At 42.6% G+C, this 16,352-nt stretch carries 17 protein-coding genes; 9 read left to right on the top strand and 8 right to left on the bottom strand.

Annotated features, from left to right (window positions below):
- Nucleotides 1–7 precede the first annotated feature (7 nt).
- From NDN13_RS15410 to def, 4 genes are all read right to left on the bottom strand, one after another.
- Nucleotides 8–1,195, bottom strand: coding sequence for a hypothetical protein (locus NDN13_RS15410; RefSeq protein WP_251116089.1), 1,188 nt, complete (start codon nucleotides 1,193–1,195; stop codon nucleotides 8–10).
- Between the two features lie 66 nt (nucleotides 1,196–1,261).
- Nucleotides 1,262–3,364 carry a TonB-dependent copper receptor gene (locus tag NDN13_RS15405; RefSeq protein WP_251116088.1) on the bottom strand — a complete coding sequence of 701 codons (2,103 nt, stop codon included), beginning with the start codon at nucleotides 3,362–3,364 and terminating at the stop codon, nucleotides 1,262–1,264.
- Nucleotides 3,365–3,439: 75 nt separating this feature from the next.
- On the bottom strand, nucleotides 3,440–3,877 hold the full coding sequence (locus NDN13_RS15400) for a DUF2946 family protein (RefSeq protein WP_171552425.1): 438 nt from the start codon (nucleotides 3,875–3,877) through the stop codon (nucleotides 3,440–3,442).
- A gap of 19 nt (nucleotides 3,878–3,896) precedes the next feature.
- A complete protein-coding gene (gene def / locus NDN13_RS15395; protein ID WP_005319693.1) occupies nucleotides 3,897–4,427 on the bottom strand; it encodes a peptide deformylase in 531 nt (176 codons plus the stop codon).
- A gap of 122 nt (nucleotides 4,428–4,549) precedes the next feature.
- Here def and NDN13_RS15390 point away from each other — a divergent pair, with 122 nt between their 5' ends.
- The 3 genes from NDN13_RS15390 to tsaC are packed head-to-tail and all read left to right on the top strand — an operon-like array spanning nucleotide 4,550 to nucleotide 7,451.
- Nucleotides 4,550–5,701, top strand: coding sequence for a LysM peptidoglycan-binding domain-containing protein (locus tag NDN13_RS15390; protein ID WP_251116087.1), 1,152 nt, complete (start codon nucleotides 4,550–4,552; stop codon nucleotides 5,699–5,701).
- Nucleotides 5,702–5,711: 10 nt separating this feature from the next.
- The gene (dprA, locus tag NDN13_RS15385) at nucleotides 5,712–6,845 is read left to right on the top strand and encodes a DNA-processing protein DprA (protein ID WP_251116086.1); all 1,134 of its coding nucleotides are present in this window, start codon (nucleotides 5,712–5,714) and stop codon (nucleotides 6,843–6,845) included.
- Nucleotides 6,846–6,881: 36 nt separating this feature from the next.
- On the top strand, nucleotides 6,882–7,451 hold the full coding sequence (tsaC, locus tag NDN13_RS15380) for an L-threonylcarbamoyladenylate synthase type 1 TsaC (RefSeq protein WP_251116085.1): 570 nt from the start codon (nucleotides 6,882–6,884) through the stop codon (nucleotides 7,449–7,451).
- 393 nt (nucleotides 7,452–7,844) lie between these two features.
- On the opposite strand, the gene NDN13_RS15375 is transcribed toward tsaC, so the two are convergent.
- Nucleotides 7,845–8,765 (bottom strand): DMT family transporter, encoded by a 921-nt coding sequence (locus NDN13_RS15375; protein ID WP_251118247.1) that lies wholly within the window; start codon nucleotides 8,763–8,765, stop codon nucleotides 7,845–7,847.
- Between the two features lie 103 nt (nucleotides 8,766–8,868).
- Nucleotides 8,869–9,522, bottom strand: a complete 654-nt coding sequence (locus tag NDN13_RS15370) for a TetR/AcrR family transcriptional regulator (RefSeq protein ID WP_416201943.1) — start codon at nucleotides 9,520–9,522, stop codon at nucleotides 8,869–8,871.
- A 138-nt stretch (nucleotides 9,523–9,660) separates the two neighbouring features.
- Between NDN13_RS15370 and NDN13_RS15365 the strand changes: the two genes are divergently transcribed.
- From NDN13_RS15365 to NDN13_RS15340, 6 genes are all read left to right on the top strand, one after another.
- Nucleotides 9,661–10,884 (top strand): MFS transporter, encoded by a 1,224-nt coding sequence (locus NDN13_RS15365; protein WP_251116084.1) that lies wholly within the window; start codon nucleotides 9,661–9,663, stop codon nucleotides 10,882–10,884.
- Nucleotides 10,885–11,187: 303 nt separating this feature from the next.
- Nucleotides 11,188–12,402 (top strand): MFS transporter, encoded by a 1,215-nt coding sequence (locus NDN13_RS15360; protein ID WP_251116083.1) that lies wholly within the window; start codon nucleotides 11,188–11,190, stop codon nucleotides 12,400–12,402.
- A 14-nt stretch (nucleotides 12,403–12,416) separates the two neighbouring features.
- Complete coding sequence (locus NDN13_RS15355) at nucleotides 12,417–13,190, top strand: AraC family transcriptional regulator (RefSeq protein ID WP_065344155.1); 774 nt, start codon at nucleotides 12,417–12,419, stop codon at nucleotides 13,188–13,190.
- 118 nt (nucleotides 13,191–13,308) lie between these two features.
- Nucleotides 13,309–13,854 carry a glutathione peroxidase gene (locus tag NDN13_RS15350; protein WP_251116082.1) on the top strand — a complete coding sequence of 182 codons (546 nt, stop codon included), beginning with the start codon at nucleotides 13,309–13,311 and terminating at the stop codon, nucleotides 13,852–13,854.
- Nucleotides 13,855–14,031: 177 nt separating this feature from the next.
- Complete coding sequence (locus tag NDN13_RS15345; RefSeq protein ID WP_251116081.1) at nucleotides 14,032–14,388, top strand: RcnB family protein; 357 nt, start codon at nucleotides 14,032–14,034, stop codon at nucleotides 14,386–14,388.
- Nucleotides 14,389–14,537: 149 nt separating this feature from the next.
- A complete protein-coding gene (locus NDN13_RS15340; RefSeq protein WP_251116080.1) occupies nucleotides 14,538–15,134 on the top strand; it encodes a PM1805 family lipoprotein in 597 nt (198 codons plus the stop codon).
- Between the two features lie 66 nt (nucleotides 15,135–15,200).
- Here NDN13_RS15340 and NDN13_RS15335 read toward each other — a convergent pair whose 3' ends face one another.
- Together NDN13_RS15335 and NDN13_RS15330 are read right to left on the bottom strand one after the other, a co-directional pair.
- Nucleotides 15,201–15,677 (bottom strand): hypothetical protein, encoded by a 477-nt coding sequence (locus NDN13_RS15335; protein WP_228704203.1) that lies wholly within the window; start codon nucleotides 15,675–15,677, stop codon nucleotides 15,201–15,203.
- Nucleotides 15,661–16,254, bottom strand: coding sequence for a hypothetical protein (locus tag NDN13_RS15330; protein WP_251116079.1), 594 nt, complete (start codon nucleotides 16,252–16,254; stop codon nucleotides 15,661–15,663). Before NDN13_RS15330 ends, NDN13_RS15335 begins: the two co-directional genes overlap by 17 nt.
- Between the last annotated feature and the right edge of the window lie 98 nt (nucleotides 16,255–16,352).

Genomic DNA, 16,352 nt, shown 5'->3' with positions numbered 1-16,352 from the left:
TTTTAGTTCAAGAAAGATCTTTTTCTAAACGCTGTTTATGAATCTGCATCACCACATCACTAAACTCATTTAAGACATAATTGACCCATAAACGGCTATACCAGTTATATTCAGTGGATAAACGATAATCAATGCTCAGAATCAACTTGGTGGTGTGCGCATCGATTTGTTCCAGTTGATAATCTGTTTTCAGCAAATCGAAATACTTTCCACCCATTTCCAGATGGTCATCCAATGACCCCTTCGGAAAAGAATCTGAAGCAAACTGGTATTTCCAAGACAGTAGATACGGCGCATGCGATGCGGTCACCTTTTCTTCAAACTTGATCCCACGTTCCCACTGGATGGTACGTATCAGCTCACCCCCATGCTGCTCAGTCATGCCAAAAACAGGTTTGGGAAAGCCCATGCTAAAAATAAAACTGTCTTTGACTTCCTCTGGTTGAATCTTGCCAATCTGGTTAATGGCCTGAAATACTTGCTGTGCTGGCGCACGAATCACGACCGAGCGCTGGGTTTGCCCATATTCAGTCTGGCTAAAATCAGGTAATAACAACCATAAAATTAGAGGCAGGAGTGCAAAAGAATAAATTTTGGCGCTAGGCTTCCATAGATAATGACAAATCAATCGCATGAAACCTGCACCCAACAGTAAACCAATCAGTAGAATGGGTAAGAGCATGATCAGACAGATAATACCTTCTCTTAACACGATCACGCAGAACACAATCACGATCACAAAAACAAGCGGTTGAATTTTGAAAAGCTTAGAGAGGAAAATGGGCTTGGGCTGTTGCCGAATCATAAAATATTCGAATAATGCTCCGAGTATTGCGGGAATAATCAAAACAATAACAAAGGACATCAGATCTTGAGAATAACTGCTGAAAAGGACTGTCACCGCAATCAGGCTCACTGCCAAAATTAAAGGTAACACCTTTAAAAAAGAAGTTCTGGGGGAATAGTCTTTTTCCAACTGATAAGGAAGCTTAGAAGCGCTCCCTTTGAGTACAATCAGATAATCGTGTGGCTCATTCTTGATTTTATGAAACTGATAATCTTGAACACCTGCCTGCAACAACATTTTGACCAGACTGTCACGGGTCTGTTCCGTCCATTCTATGACTTGGATACGGGCATAACCCTGTTGTTGTAATTCCTGAATAATTGTTTTTTGGTCCTGAAGATGATGCATGCTGGCCTCGATTCAAATCTCAATCAGCCCAATGCAGGTCATTGAGCTGATTGATTCTAACTCAGCTTAGAACTTCATGCTCATACGCATCCAGTAATTGCGGCCGGTATTATTGAATTGCTCTTCACTGGCAAAACCAAAACCTGAACTGCCGGCTTTATTCAGATGTTCGGTATAGGTCTTATCCAAGACGTTATCAACCCCTACAGAAAGATCGACATCTTGATTCAGACTATAGCTACCATTCAATGAAACCGTTGAGAAACCTGCACTTGGTTTCAAGTCATAGCCCACGATGTTACCTTGATGCAAGCTAATACGATTTTGCTGATCCACCACGCGCCACAACATACCCAGTGTATATTTATCAGCAACATAGCGCAGGTTAACCCGCCCTTCTAAAGGTGCAATTTGTGGCAACGGCGTATTGTCACTGGTATTTTTACCCCAGGCATACATCGCACTTACATCCGCTTGAATGTGATCGCTAAACTGATACCCGATTCCAGCCTCAGCCCCTGCAATGGTGGCATCCACATTCTTCGCGCCCGCAGTAATGCCACTGCTGCCATGCCCGCCGGCATGCATATGGCTATGATCGTGATAATTCATCAGAATATAGTCATCAATCAACCCTGCATATGCCGACACCCATGAGTTAAATGCCCCCTGTTGTTGGGTAAAACCAAGATCTAACTGCAAGGTTTTCTCTGGACGTACCCCATTAAAGGTATTGCTCGAACCTGCATTGCCATGTTCAGGACTGAATAACTCCCAATAATCAGGCATACGTTCCACATAGCCCAAACCCACATAACTGTTCACGCCATGCTCGGCATTTTGATTTTCCAAACGCACAAAAGCACTTGGTAAAGTTTTTTCAAGCTGGGTATTGAAGCCCTTGCTTTTAGAATCAGCACGCTCATCATCAACAGTGACTTGGTCTACACGAGCACCTGTCACGATTTTATTCTGCGAGTTCAATTGATACGTCAACTCACCAAAGGCACCATAAGACTGGAAGCGCATATCCTGACGAAAGGGTACATTCATTGATGGCATAGTCGGCGATGACATACTGCCACCATGTTTATTGAACTGAGAGTCGATCCCAGTGATTAAGCTCCATTGATTCCATTCCGAGGTCATCGCCAAACGTGAGTTCAAGGTACGGCGTGTCACTTGCATGGCCATCGGGTTTGGCATCAACATGCTGTGTTCACCATGTTGCATTTCAACCAATGGTGGTGTGCGCAGGCTATAATTATCCATGATATGGTCGTTATAGCTATAGTTGACCTGAGCTTCAATTTTCTTGATTACATCAGTGATATTTTTCTTTTCAAAACGTAGACCTAAGCTTTCACGAGCGAATTGTGCCCCATCCATACCACGACCCGCATATTCAGCCTCACCATCAGCCTTGCCACCTGTCAACTCAAGCCAAGTGTTTTCATCTGGTGTCCAACCCAATGCAACATCAGCATTCCAACGTTCCCATGAAGACGGGATAGTTTTGCCATCTCCATCTTGATAACTATTCGATTCAGAACGATTGGCATTTAAACGGATATATTTTTTTTCATCACCAATCGCCGCTTCAACATTCTGATCTAAACGTCCAAACGAACCCCACAATACACTCGCCTGCCCACGATAAGGTTTGTCTTGGGTGAGTTTTTCAGGTTCACGCTCAAAGATCACCGTTGCCGCTGAACCAGTATTGGCATATTGAACCGTTTGTGGCCCTTTAATCACTGAAATACGGTCATAACTTTCAGGTGAAATATACGAGGTCGGTGCATCCATACGACTCGGACATGCACCGAGATTCTCCGTACCATCGGTTAAAATCTTGATGCGGGAGCCAAACATGCCACGGAAAGTGACATCGCCATTGGTGCCACCACTTTGTATTGAATTAAACCCCATAATACTTTGTAGATAGTCGGCACCATCTGTCGCTGGGATGGGTTGAATCGGTTTCTTAGGATCGGCTTGCACCACCAAACCATTGCTCTCATTCGGTTGTTGTGCAGTGACCACAATCGGTGCCATTGAGACATGTGCCTGCTCATGCTGAACAGGTTCTGCCCACGCCATTGCGGTATTTGAAGCAGTCAAGATCGCAACCGTCAGCGGTTGTAATAAAAATTTAGGTTGAGCCATTATCGGTCTCTCTTAAAACATAGATAAAACAGAGTCAGAGTTCCAAAAAAACCCTAACGAAAAGAAAGTTTTAATTTATGCAAAGAGTGGCGGAGCCCGCCCTTGAGGCAACAAGAACAACCGTTGCAGTGCAAAATAAACATGCTTAAAGGCTTGTTGATACGCAACTAAACGGATTTGGATACGGACCAGAACCTCTTTCACCCCCAATTCAGGCGGCAATACTAGATTGGCATAGACCGTACAATACTGACATTGGTGGTTAGGATCGTGATGATCATGTTGTGGCATCGACACTTGAACATGTTCAAGCTGATGCTCGTGATGCTGAGATGCATGGACCGAATGGCTATGCGAAGCTTGTAGCTTCGGTAATAACAACGCCTGAGTAATGGTTTCACAGACAGGCGCGATTTGATATTGCTTCGGAAGTAGCGGCTGCAAGAAAACCGCAATCTGTAAACAGACCGCGGTTAAAGCCAGCAGCAAGCCACAACGAAACAAAGAAAACATCTTAAATAATGTCTAGCGCTTAACGTTTGACAGTGACTTTTTCTTTTTCACGTTGGCGAACCACTTTTTCCACTTTCTCACGTGCACGTTGACGCTTTAATGGCGATAAATAATCGACAAAAAGTTTGCCATTTAAGTGATCCATTTCATGTTGGATACAAACAGCGAGAAGTTCGTCAGCTTCTAACACAAATGCTTGACCTTCAAGGTTAATTGCCTCGATTTTTACGCGTGACGGACGCTCAACTTTGTCGTATATTTGAGGCACAGAGAGACAGCCTTCTTCATAAGGCTGAGTATCTTCGGTCAGTGGAATGACTTTGGGGTTAATGAACACCATCGGTTGGTTTTTCTCTTCAGAGATGTCCATAACAATAAGCTGAATATGATGATCAACCTGAGTTGCCGCTAAACCTATACCCGGTGCCTCGTACATGGTTTCAAACATATCTGCTGCAAGCTGACGAATATCATCAGTGACTTCTTCGACTGGTTTGGCAATGGTACGAAGGCGGGGATCAGGAAAACTTAGAATAGGTAATAAGGCCATACAGTCGTCCTCACTTATGCCATTGATCAAAAAACCAACTAAAGGGAATACTTGATCAAAAAATTGTGTGTAAAGTCGTTATTATAACGCAACTACACACATAATTTTTAGGAATTATGATAATGAAAAAGGTTTTAAACGGCATACACTCATTTCATGCCTTGGGGTTAAAAAAACAACTGATTGCTGCAGCAATTTGTGCAGGTTTGGGGATGAGCGTGAATTTCGCCCATGCAGCCAGCCCAAATGTCAGTCCACCTTCGGTCAAAGTGGGGGCACCGCATGTTTATGTGGTGAAAAAAGGCGATACACTTTGGGATATCTCAGGGAAGTTTTTAAGTAAGCCTTGGCGTTGGCCAGAAATTTGGGCAAGCAATAAGCATGTGAAAAATCCGCATTGGATTTATCCAGGCGATCGCTTACTGCTATGCAGTTTGAACGGTAAACCCTTAATCGGTAAGGATGAGGGGGATGGCTGTGACGGGATTATTCGCCGCTATACAGGTAATACCTCAAACCTACGTCCGCAAGTCCGTGTTGAAGCCTTGAATAATAGTGTTCCTGTTATTCCTTTGGCACATATTCAGCAATGGTTAGAGCGTACTTCGGTCCTGCCAGCAGAGGCGATTGCCAATACCCCTTATATCTTGGGTACAGCAGACAACCGCGTACTTGCAGGTAAAGGCCAAAGTGTATATGTGCGTGGTAAAGGCCTTGAAAACGGTCAACGTTATGGTGTATTCCGTGAAGGTGAACCGTACATCGTATTAGACCAAAATGGCAAGAAACAGAATCTTGGGGTTGAGCTGACACAAGTGGCTTCGGCTGTTGCCATTCGCAATGAAAATGACATCACCACAGTTGAACTTACCGATAGTTATAACGGTGAAGTTCGTCGTGGCGATCGGGTTATGGCTGAACAGGATGCCATGCTACCAACCTTATTTTACCCAATTGATGCCAATCAGGTAAAAGACGGCGGCAAAATCATCCGTGTGATGGGTTCAATTGGTACAGCTGCCAAAAATGGCGTGGTCACCGTTGATCGTGGCACTACTGATGGCGTTGAAATTGGTCAAGTGTTCAGTGTCTATCAAGATGGTGAAGTAGTCCGAGATCCGAAAACTAAAGAAAAAGTGAAACTCCCTGGACAATATCTAGGTAGCGCCATGATCTTTAAGAGTTTTGATCGTATCAGCTATGCCTATATCCTTGAGAGCGAGCTACCGATCAAGCTTGGCTCGGATATTAAGCCACCTCGTTTAGATGACTAAGTAAACGCCTATGTTGAATCAATTATCACCTCATCACTATCACACTGTGTTGGTGTGGTACTTGGTTCAGCATTCGCTGTCGAGTTTCAGCAAAATTCAGCAGCACTTTGGTGGTTGTGAACAAGCAACACAACCGCATCGTTTCTCAGAATGGTCACAACTGGGCTTACACGCCAATCACTTAAAACGTTTAGCCGAATTTCAGAGCCCTCAGGGTCAGCAACAATTCCAACAACTACTTGATCTGGTTTGCAAATATAGCGATTTTATTTTAACGCCTGATGATATTGGCTACCCAACGCAACTACTACCTTATGTAGATCGTCCCCCCATTTTATTTGGACAAGGTCAGGCACAAGCCTTATTACAACCACAGATTGCCATGGTCGGCAGCCGAAAACCGAGTCCACATGGACGCCAAGTCGCTTATGATTTTGCCTATTATTTAAGTGAAAAAGGCTTTTATATCAGCAGTGGTTTGGCCCATGGGATTGATCAAGCCGCACATCAAGGTGGATTAGCCCATCAACGGACCATTGCAGTGACGGGTACAGGCCTCGATAGCGTCTACCCCGCTCAGCACAAACAACTGGCACAACAAATTACCCAATCTGGGGCCATCGTGACGGAGTTTCTACCAACGACAATGCCCTTACAACAGCACTTCCCAAGACGTAACCGGATCGTCAGTGGTCTGAGTTTGGGTGTCTTAGTGGTGGAGGCTGCACTGAAAAGTGGCTCTCTCATCACTGCAAATGAAGCAGCCAATCAAGGTAAAATGGTATTTGCGATTCCAGGACATATTTACAGTGAACATCATCAAGGTTGCCATCAACTGATTCGAGAAGGTGCCATTCTGGTCGATCATCCCGAACAGGTTATCGAGGATTTAGCACTACCGACGCAATGGCAAGCCCAGCAACACCCAATTGATGAAGCCAGTACCACTCCTCCGCCAAGCTTACCCGCACATTTGATTGCGTTGTATCAGAGTCTGGACTGGATTGGACAAGATTTGGATCAACTGGCGCTACGCCATCCAATCACGATTGCAGAACTAACTGCCCAATTAATGGAATTGGAATTACTGGGTTTATGCCTACAACAAGCAGGACGCTATTTACGTTGTCGCCCAATGCATTAAACTAATGCCTATTCTCCCTTTTGTTTTATACACGCCATGATTACCTCCTCTATTGCTGAAGCAGCCCATCTTTTAAAACAAGGACAGGTTCTGGCTTACCCAACTGAAGCAGTTTGGGGCTTAGGCTGTGACCCCTTCAATGAACAGGCATTTCAGGAAATTCTTGAACTGAAACATCGCCCTGTTGAAAAAGGTGTGATCTTATTGGCCGGGCATTTAGACCAAGTCGAACATTTATTGCAGGACTTGAACACTAATCTGCGTCAGCAAGTGATCGCCAGTTGGTCGAATCGCCTTGAGACAGAACGTGCCACAACCTGGCTACTTCCTGCTGATCAAAGTATTCCAGCATGGATCAAAGGCCAACATCCTTTGGTCGCAGTCCGGGTCACGACACATCCGTTGTGCATGCAGCTATGCCAGCAATTTGGCGGCTTTATTGTCTCGACCAGCGCCAACCCTGCTGGTCTCACACCCGCACAAAGCTTAGAAGAAGCGCAACTTTACTTCAGCACTTCATTACATTATCTCGAAGGTGATTTAGGGTTGAGCCGAGAACCGAGTCGCATTTTGAATGCACTGACAGGTGAAGTTGTTCGCGCTTAATTAGGTGAATAGCGGACAAAAAAAAGCTCAGTTATATAGGGATAACTGAGCATAAAAAGGATGTGTATAATCACATCCAGAGGGTTCGCAAATTTGATAAGCAACTTATTCATTCTCAAATGAATCATCTTGCTGTGTTGGTTATTATGGGGGAATCGTCTCATTTATACAAATATATTATTTATCTAACAAAAAGTGTGAAAAGCGTACCAATTTTGTCACTTCCGCATTTTCAATAAAATTATATTTATATTTTTATTCAGCTTTTTTTTGATCATAAATTTAATAATTCTTAAAAATATATTTGCAAATCATATAGAAAGCACAGTCATCAAAAAAATAATTTGGTGCGTTTGTTGTTATTTTGATCAAACACACCAAACCATTTCACATTTATGCTGCAGGTTCTGCCAATTGTGCAGGTGCTTTCACGGTTTTCTTCTGTGCCATGACAATACCGATGAGGATCATCACACCACCGATGGTATGGTAAATCGTCCAGTGCTCTGACAACCAGAAACTGGCAATAATCGCAGTGAATACCGGCATTAAATTCATGAAAATACTGGTCCGGTTTGGGCCAATCGCCTGTACGGCCACCATCCATAATAACGGGGCAATCAGCGACGGGAACATCCCAGCATACAGCACACTTGCTGCATTTTCAGCATTAATCCCATCTAGGCCAAGCCAGAGTAAAAATGGGATGTGGTACAACAATGCAAACGCAATTTGTACGTATAGACTGGTCATCAATGGCAACTGTAGCTGCCATTTTTTCAAGAATACGCCATAAAACGCATAGAAACCAACAGCCAGTACCATCACCGCATCGCCCCAGTGTCCACCCTGCTCAAACAAACTAGAAAGATGGCCTTGGCTCATGACATAGATCAAACCCGCAAAGGACAAGAGGCTGCCAAAAATCGCAAAACGGTTTGGTACATCTTTTAAAATGAAATAAGAGATAAAGATCGTAAAGATCGGGACAAAGGCATTCACAATGCCCATATTGGTTGCTGTAGTATAGTGCGCTGCGGTATAAGAAAGACCTTGATACAACACCATGCCAAAGGCGCTCAACACCGCTAATTTAGGAAGATACGGCGCAATTAAAGCACGTTGTTTCCATACTTTTGGCAACATAAACGGTGTCAAAATAATAAAGGCAACAAACCAACGATAAAAACTAATACTCACAGGCGAAATATAGTCCGCCACATAGCGTGTCACGGCAATATTCAACGACCAAATCAAAACCGCAATCAAGGGCAAGACAAAAGCCCATTTTTGGTACTTACTTAACCGACCCATCATTTTCTCACCCTATCTCAGCAATGAGAGTATTGTGAAAGATGTCCAAAATAATTGAAATATCGTATTTCAGACATTTATATCGCAGTCACGACATGGGGGTTTAGAACAACTCCCATCCGCGCATCGCGTGTTCAACCACCTTATGCAGTTGTTCAACAGTCGCCCCATCTCGTGCTTGAATGGTCAGGCCCTGTACAACCGTTGCATAGAAGTCGGTCATTTCCTGTAAAGGCGCTGTTGCTGGCAAATCACCGTTGGCAACGCCCTGCTCTAAACGCTCAAACAGTTTTTGCTTGGTCTGCAAACGTTTTTCCAGAATATTGTGTTGCACTGCCTGTGCATTATCCGAGCAGTTCATGGTGGCAACTACCAACATACAACCTGCTGGTTTATTGGGTTGAGCCAAACGCTTGACGTTGTCATATAAATAAAGTTCAAAGGCAACTTTGGCGGTTTTGGCTTCTAAAAAAATAGGAACAATCGGACAAGCTTCATGGGCTAAATAATAGTCGATGCATTTATAAAACAGACCCGCTTTATCACCAAAGCTACTATATAAGCTCGGTGCAGTCAGCTCTAGCGCTTGCGTTAAATCACTGATCGATGTGGCTTCATAACCATGCTCCCAAAATAACAACATGGCTTTTTCCAAAGCCTGCTGCTCGTCAAAACACTTCGGACGACCACGCTTTTTTTTCAAGCTGTCATCACAGGGTGTTGGCAGAGGATCAGGTGCATTTGTCATAACAGTCACAGGTATTTTCATAACGATCACTATCAAATTAATTGACGCAGCAACATTAATCAACTATTTTATTTTATATCGATCGTTATAAAAAATTACTCTTTTTTAAAGTTTATTGTTATCTCACTAACAATAAAGGGGATTTTTATGGAAAACCCATCTGCCACTGACATCAGTTCACTGCAATCAAATCCTTCGCAAGGGAACTGGCTCGCATTACTCTCTGTTACATTCAGCGCTTTTGCCTTAGTCACAGGTGAGTTCCTTGCGATTGGTGTACTCAATGAGATTGCGCGGGACTTTCAAGTCTCTGTAGGAACAGCAGGTCTAACCGTTTCATTGACCGCAATCGTCGGTATGTTTGCTGCAGTGCTGATTCCCATTTCGGCGAAAACACTGGATCGACGTACTCTGCTATTGATGCTTACCCTATTAATGATTGTCGCCAATCTCCTTACAGCATTTGCGCCTAACTTTATCCTGCTGCTAGTCGGACGTATCATTCTGGGCATTGCTGTTGGCGGATTCTGGGCCACTGCGGTTGCTTTAAGCGGTCGCCTTGCACCGCCCCATTTACCGATTGCCAAAGCAACGGCTTGGGTGGCTTTCGGAGTGACCTTGGCCAGCGTATTGGGCGTGCCGATGGGCACATGGTTGGCTCAATATAATGGTTGGCAAACTTCTTTCACGGCGATTTCATTGATAGGGGTACTTCTATTTATCTTCCAGTATCTGTATCTGCCTCAACTCAAACCGGCTTCTTCGCTACGTTGGAATGAGCTCCCGATTCTGTTGCAACATCCTGCTGCACGTAAAGGCTTAATCATCTTTATTTTTATGGGCTTTGCACATTTTGCGGCTTATAGTTATTTTTCTGCCTTTTTTAAGCATCAATTGGACTTCTCTGATGGCTTGATTAGCCGTTTACTGCTGGTCTATGGGATTGCTGGGATTTTTGGCAATATTTTTGCAGGCTATCTGGGTCAGAAGAATATCCGTTATACCTTCGCAGTCAGTGGTATCACCTTCTTCTTTGCCTTTCTGTGTCTGCCGCTGTCTGGAGCACAGGTCAGCTCTGCAATCATATTGACGGCTTTATGGGGCTTCGCTTATGGCATCATCCCAACCGCAGTCAACATCTGGATGTTTACCCATGCCCCTGAAGCCGTTGAAAAAGGCATGCCAATGGTGACATTAACCTTCTTAATTCTGATTGCGCTTGGCAGTATGTTTGGCGGTATCATCGTGGATTATTTTAATGGCACGATCTTATTTTTTGCCATGTTGCCATTGGTCCTCTGTTCTCTGGTATTGATCTTTACGCTGGCACGCGGCCTGAACAACCCCCAAATTCATTATCAAAAACAATGATACAAGCTGAGGTCAGCAATATGAGTGTTCTAGCTTGAGCTGAGATCCTGTGTTTAATCCATAATCAATGGTCGCTTTTGCAACGATACATTAAAGCGACCCTATTGATTGCGTTCCACTTCAGTCGCAATTGTCCTAACCATTCAAATTTCTCATAAGCCTTACAGATATTTTTATAATGATCACTATAAAAATATTTGACGATACTCTATTTATCTACTATTTTATTTCATAGCGATCGTTATAAAAAATTAATTTATTCTCCACCCTTTTGTCATCCAACTGACAAATAAGGAAATTCTCATGGAACAATCCACCTCTTCAGAGGCACGACCCACTGAAACCACACAAGGAAGCTGGTATGCAATTTTAGCAGTCGCTGTTGCTGCCTTTGCACTGGTCACCAGTGAATTCTTACCTGTGGGCGTCCTCAATAGTGTCGCGACCGACTTAAATATTTCGGTGGGTACGGCTGGATTAATCATTACCTTACCTGGGGTGATGGCTGCAATTGCTGCACCATTACTCCCAATTTCCGTGAAACAACTAGATCGTCGTTATGTGTTGATCCTGTTGACTGCGATTATGGTGATTGCCAACACCATTACTGCCTTTGCAGAGAGCTTTAATGTGTTGTTGCTCAGCCGTTTGGTCCTCGGTATTTCAATTGGTGGCTTCTGGGCCACCGCCATTGCGCTCAGTGGCAAACTTGCACCAGCGCACCTCCCTATTGCCAAAGCCACTGCCATTGTGATGGCGGGTGTTACTTTTGCAACTGTCCTTGGTGTTCCAATCGGGACATGGCTGAGTGAATTCTATGGTTGGCGCAGTGCCTTTGGGATTACCGCAGCAATCGGCTTGGTGGTGTTGGTGCTACAACTCATTTTCTTACCGGCGCTGAAACCTGAATCTGCCATTCATTTACGTGACCTACCTGCCTTACTCCGTACGCCGAAGGCACGTAGTGGTATGTTGATCGTGTTACTGATTGGTCTCGCTCACTTCTGTGCCTACAGTTATTTAGCGCCTTTCTTTAAAAATATTGCGGGCTTTGATGGCACCACCATCAGTTCATTGTTATTGCTCTACGGCATTGCAGGAATTTTTGGCAATGCATTTGCTGGCTATAGTGGCAATTTAAATGTGCGCTATACCCTCGCCTTTGTCGGGATCTGTTTTGCCATCGTATTCTTCGGCTTCCCGATTTTCGCGACCCACCAGTTTGGGGCAATTGTATTGACTGCTTTATGGGGCTTCGCTTTCGGTGCTTTCCCGACCTCAGCCAATATCTGGATGTTTGTGCATGCCCCTCACGCGGTTGAAAAAGGCATGCCTCTATTTGTGGGTATGTTCCAAGTGATGATTGCCACAGGTTCACTACTCGGTGGTTATGTAGTTGATCATTTCAATGAAAATATCTTAATTTATGGTGTAATCAGTTTTGTTGCCTTGGCATTGATTAGTATCTTCACTTTAGCCAAAGGCTTGAATAACCCGAAAGTGACTTTCGAAAACTAAAATGAGATCCTCAAATGAAGCATGCTGTTGCTGAACAATTCCCCTTTTTACACGGTATAGAAGTACATGAATTTCTATATCAAAAAGATGATATTGTCACACCGCATTCTTCACTTTGGGGCGATTTCAATTTCAGTTTGAATGGAACTTTAGAGTTTGATATTGAAGGAAAATACTACCTATCACCACCCAGTTATGGGTTGTGGTTACCACCACGCACCGAACACCAATCATTGCCCGTTGAGCACGAAATTCACTATATCTGTATTCGTCTGCACCCCAAGTTTGGTGATTTTTTAGGGGATAGCTGTCGTTGTTTCAGTATTGAACCTTTTTTTCGGGCATTGGTCGTGCAAATCCTTGAACAGCAAAAACAGGCTGCCGCGCCTGAATATCTAGAACATCTGCTACAAGTGCTGTTCGATCAGCTCAAGCAAGCGCCGGCCTATTCACATTATCTCCCGCAAAGCAGTCATCCAGTTTTAGCACCGATTCTGGAACAGCTTGCCGACCCCAATCTGTTTCATAACAGTCTGCAACAAGTGTTACAACGCTTTACAGTCAGTGAGCGACACCTGTTACGTCTCAGCCAGCAAGAACTGCAACTGTCACTGTCGGAGTGGCGTAATCGTGCCAAAATTATTTATGCGATCAATCAGATCCGCCAAGGCATGACCATCAAACAGCTCACTTTTGCTTTAGGTTATCAACACAGTTCCAGTTTCATTGAGTTTTTTAAACGCTATACGGGACAGACTCCGATTCAACTCAAAAATGCAGTACTTTAAAACAAAGGCTTGGTTTTACACATTATTTGTATGGAATAATCTCAAGAGCATTGCACTCAGTAGCAATAGCAGTTAAAACAAATAGGTTTTGTCACAACAACAAATTAGGACGTATCCCATGAGCCAGTCGGTTTATCACATTCCCGTTAAGGACATCAAAGGCCAAGACGTTGATCTCGATCAATATCAAGGCAAAGTTCTGCTGATCGTTAACGTGGCATCAAAGTGTGGTTTAACACCACAATATGAAGGTTTAGAAAAACTGTATCAGGCCAAGAAAGACCAAGGCCTAGAAATCCTAGGCTTCCCAGCGAATAATTTCTTAGAACAAGAACCAGGAACCAATGATGAAATTCAGCAGTTTTGTTCATTGAATTATGATGTGCATTTCCCGCTTTTCGCCAAAATCTCGGTTGCAGGTGATGACAAACATACCTTGTATCAAACCCTGACCCAAGCGATTCCGGAACGTCAAGGCGAAGGGCCATGGTGGAAAGACTTGGTTGATTATGGTTTAACGCCAAACAACCCACCTGAAGTGTTATGGAATTTTGAAAAATTCTTGGTGAATAAGCAGGGTGAAATTGTTGCTCGCTTTGCACCTGATATCACTGCCGATGATGAGCGTATTGTCAGTGCAATTGAAGCTGAATTAGCAAAATAACTCAGTTTTTAAAGCCACAAATATTAAAAAAAGCATGGAGATCATGCTTTTTTTACAGCTGTTATTCATGGTTCACACACAATTTTTATCAATCTACAACACTATCTTCACTCTGTTTGAACAAGCTTAAAGTTAAATGATGACATCGACATTCAACTCCCAAATTACAGGTGAACAATGAAAACTATAGCCAAAGCATTGATTTTATCTTTATCTACGGTGGTTGCAATTCCAGCTTTTGCAGCACCACATGAGCCACAACATTCACCACAAAAAGCTGAACAGCAAAAACATGATCACAGACAGGCAGCTCATCATCCTCAAGAGCAAAAAAGAAAGATTCAGCCTGCACATGATTGGAAACCAGGTCAAAAAGTCCCGAGCGACTATCGTGGACAAGGTTACAAAGTAGATTATGCAAAGCACAAAAATTTGTATAAACCAAGTAAAAATCAGCAATGGATCAAGGTAAACGGTGATTATGTTTTGGTTAATGTGATTAATCATTCAGTTATCAAAATCATCAAAGGCTAACTCTCCCTGCCTCTGAGATAGAACTTAGAGAGCGCTTTCTGCACTCTCTTTTTAATTGAAAAATTTGTTTGTTCTTTGCAACAACTCCTATTCTCTCCATACTTTTTTATTATAGTGACGGTCTTCTCATATTTTGGTGCAGTTCAGCCATGATGGAACATTTCTCTATCAAAGCCATTCTCTCAGTAACCACTTTGGTTAGCCTCTTAACGCTGGCAGGTTGCGATCAGGTTCCTCATGACAATGAGCAAGCTGAGCAAAACACTGAGATTGAACAATCGAATACGACTTCGGAAAATACAGAACGCGATACAAGCATCGCTCAAGATACTCAAAACCTAAGCCGTGGCAATATGTTAAATATCGCCCGTGATATTGCCAAATTACAGATTGAAACTGATGACTATGTCAGCTTGCTCAAGCAATCGCAAAGTAATTTGGAACAAGCCATCCAAGATAAAAATGTGCAACAGCTACAAAGCACCACGGGTGAGTTGAATCAAGAATTGCATAAGCTGCATGATGCCTTATTATCACTGAATTTAAAAAGTAATGAAGTCGATCAAATCCGTCAAAACTTATTGGCCGCCAATCAACAATTGTTAAATATGCCCTTATTACATGGTCAAACGGATTTCTCAAAAATTGATTTTGCCAAAATCGAGAAACAGTTCAATAGCATTCAAATGGATATGGTCAAGCTGGCAACCTTGGTATTGGGAGATAAAGCGGATTCAAATACTTAGAGATAAAAAATCAAAAGACTGAGCTAAACTATTTGTTTGCTGCTCAGTCTTTTTTATCATCTATTGCTAATTACACTTAGGATCATTACCTAAGGCTCTTAATTGTTCTTGTTCAAATCTCTTCTGTGATAATTCAGCATTTTTATTTTCGGTCAAAAGCTTACTTTTTGAAAGATATAAGGTTAATAGAGTCTTTCCATTTGGTATCTCTTTCAGATTCACCTTAGAAACATAGGTTCCATAGTTTGCTTTTGCTTCAATTGTAGCTTGATGCTTATCACGCTCAAGCTGACCGTCTACAGCAATATAACTCATATCATTAGGCACAGGACTTTTATATGCGACGCACTTATCATATGCTCGTTTTAAATTTGCATATACTTGAATATAATCCATGTTGAGTTCAGTGCTATATCCACCACCTACAGATTGCTGAATAAGTTGTGACTCAGAAGTGGGCAACATCATTCGTACACAGCCACTAGAGACTAAGATCGAAAACAATAAACCAAATTTAAATACGGATTTAGTAAATTTTGACATGTTTCAAATTTCCTTGTTCAATACCTTCAACAATTTTTTTCTTAATCACAATGTATTCTGGCTCATTAGCCTTAAATCTTTGATCTACTTCATATTCTGCAATATAAAGCCGAGATCCAGTTTCCTTACTATAATCCGTACCCATGACATAATTTTTATCTTTCTCAAAATTCACATTTTTTATTTCTGTATAATAACTTGTACTTTTAAAGCCATTAATAATCACTAAATCATGCACACCAACAGGCACTTTTAAATCTTGCTGTGCCAACTCTGTTAACAATACATTTTTTGATCCAAACATTATAAATTCAGCTACTTTGACCTGATGACCATCGATTGTATTAATCATATAAGGACGAGGGGTAAGAGAATCATAGGATTGATAAGCACGGTATGGAAAAGTACGGATAAATGTAAAATCCTGATTCGGGTACTTTTCAATTAATTGATCACGATACATCTGAATTTTGTCAGCTTTACTCGCACTGCTGTCTATATTCAGATAACGCTCGTGTTTAGGTACTGATTTTATTGGCAACATGCCAATAGATTTCCCCTCAGGGGTTTTAGTCACAGTACAACCAACACATAAGATAAATAAAGGAGCTAGAAGTAAGATTTTGGACTGCACTTTTAATTTCTCATTTTTTAAGTTCACAAATGATAACAAGA

This window comes from Acinetobacter sp. C32I (assembly GCF_023702715.1).
Lineage (GTDB): Bacteria > Pseudomonadota > Gammaproteobacteria > Pseudomonadales > Moraxellaceae > Acinetobacter.
This window is presented reverse-complemented; position numbering and strand designations above follow the sequence as displayed.

Coding starts and splice junctions, on each gene's coding strand:
- NDN13_RS15345 (WP_251116081.1), top strand. CDS start 14,032: ATGAAAACTATAGCCAAAGCATTGATTTTATCTTTATCTACGGTGGTT.
- NDN13_RS15405 (WP_251116088.1), bottom strand. CDS start 3,364: ATGGCTCAACCTAAATTTTTATTACAACCGCTGACGGTTGCGATCTTG.
- NDN13_RS15410 (WP_251116089.1), bottom strand. CDS start 1,195: ATGCATCATCTTCAGGACCAAAAAACAATTATTCAGGAATTACAACAA.
- NDN13_RS15360 (WP_251116083.1), top strand. CDS start 11,188: ATGGAACAATCCACCTCTTCAGAGGCACGACCCACTGAAACCACACAA.
- NDN13_RS15400 (WP_171552425.1), bottom strand. CDS start 3,877: ATGTTTTCTTTGTTTCGTTGTGGCTTGCTGCTGGCTTTAACCGCGGTC.
- dprA (WP_251116086.1), top strand. CDS start 5,712: ATGTTGAATCAATTATCACCTCATCACTATCACACTGTGTTGGTGTGG.
- NDN13_RS15355 (WP_065344155.1), top strand. CDS start 12,417: ATGAAGCATGCTGTTGCTGAACAATTCCCCTTTTTACACGGTATAGAA.
- def (WP_005319693.1), bottom strand. CDS start 4,427: ATGGCCTTATTACCTATTCTAAGTTTTCCTGATCCCCGCCTTCGTACC.
- NDN13_RS15375 (WP_251118247.1), bottom strand. CDS start 8,765: ATGGGTCGGTTAAGTAAGTACCAAAAATGGGCTTTTGTCTTGCCCTTG.
- NDN13_RS15335 (WP_228704203.1), bottom strand. CDS start 15,677: ATGTCAAAATTTACTAAATCCGTATTTAAATTTGGTTTATTGTTTTCG.
- tsaC (WP_251116085.1), top strand. CDS start 6,882: ATGATTACCTCCTCTATTGCTGAAGCAGCCCATCTTTTAAAACAAGGA.
- NDN13_RS15350 (WP_251116082.1), top strand. CDS start 13,309: ATGAGCCAGTCGGTTTATCACATTCCCGTTAAGGACATCAAAGGCCAA.
- NDN13_RS15340 (WP_251116080.1), top strand. CDS start 14,538: ATGATGGAACATTTCTCTATCAAAGCCATTCTCTCAGTAACCACTTTG.
- NDN13_RS15390 (WP_251116087.1), top strand. CDS start 4,550: ATGAAAAAGGTTTTAAACGGCATACACTCATTTCATGCCTTGGGGTTA.
- NDN13_RS15365 (WP_251116084.1), top strand. CDS start 9,661: ATGGAAAACCCATCTGCCACTGACATCAGTTCACTGCAATCAAATCCT.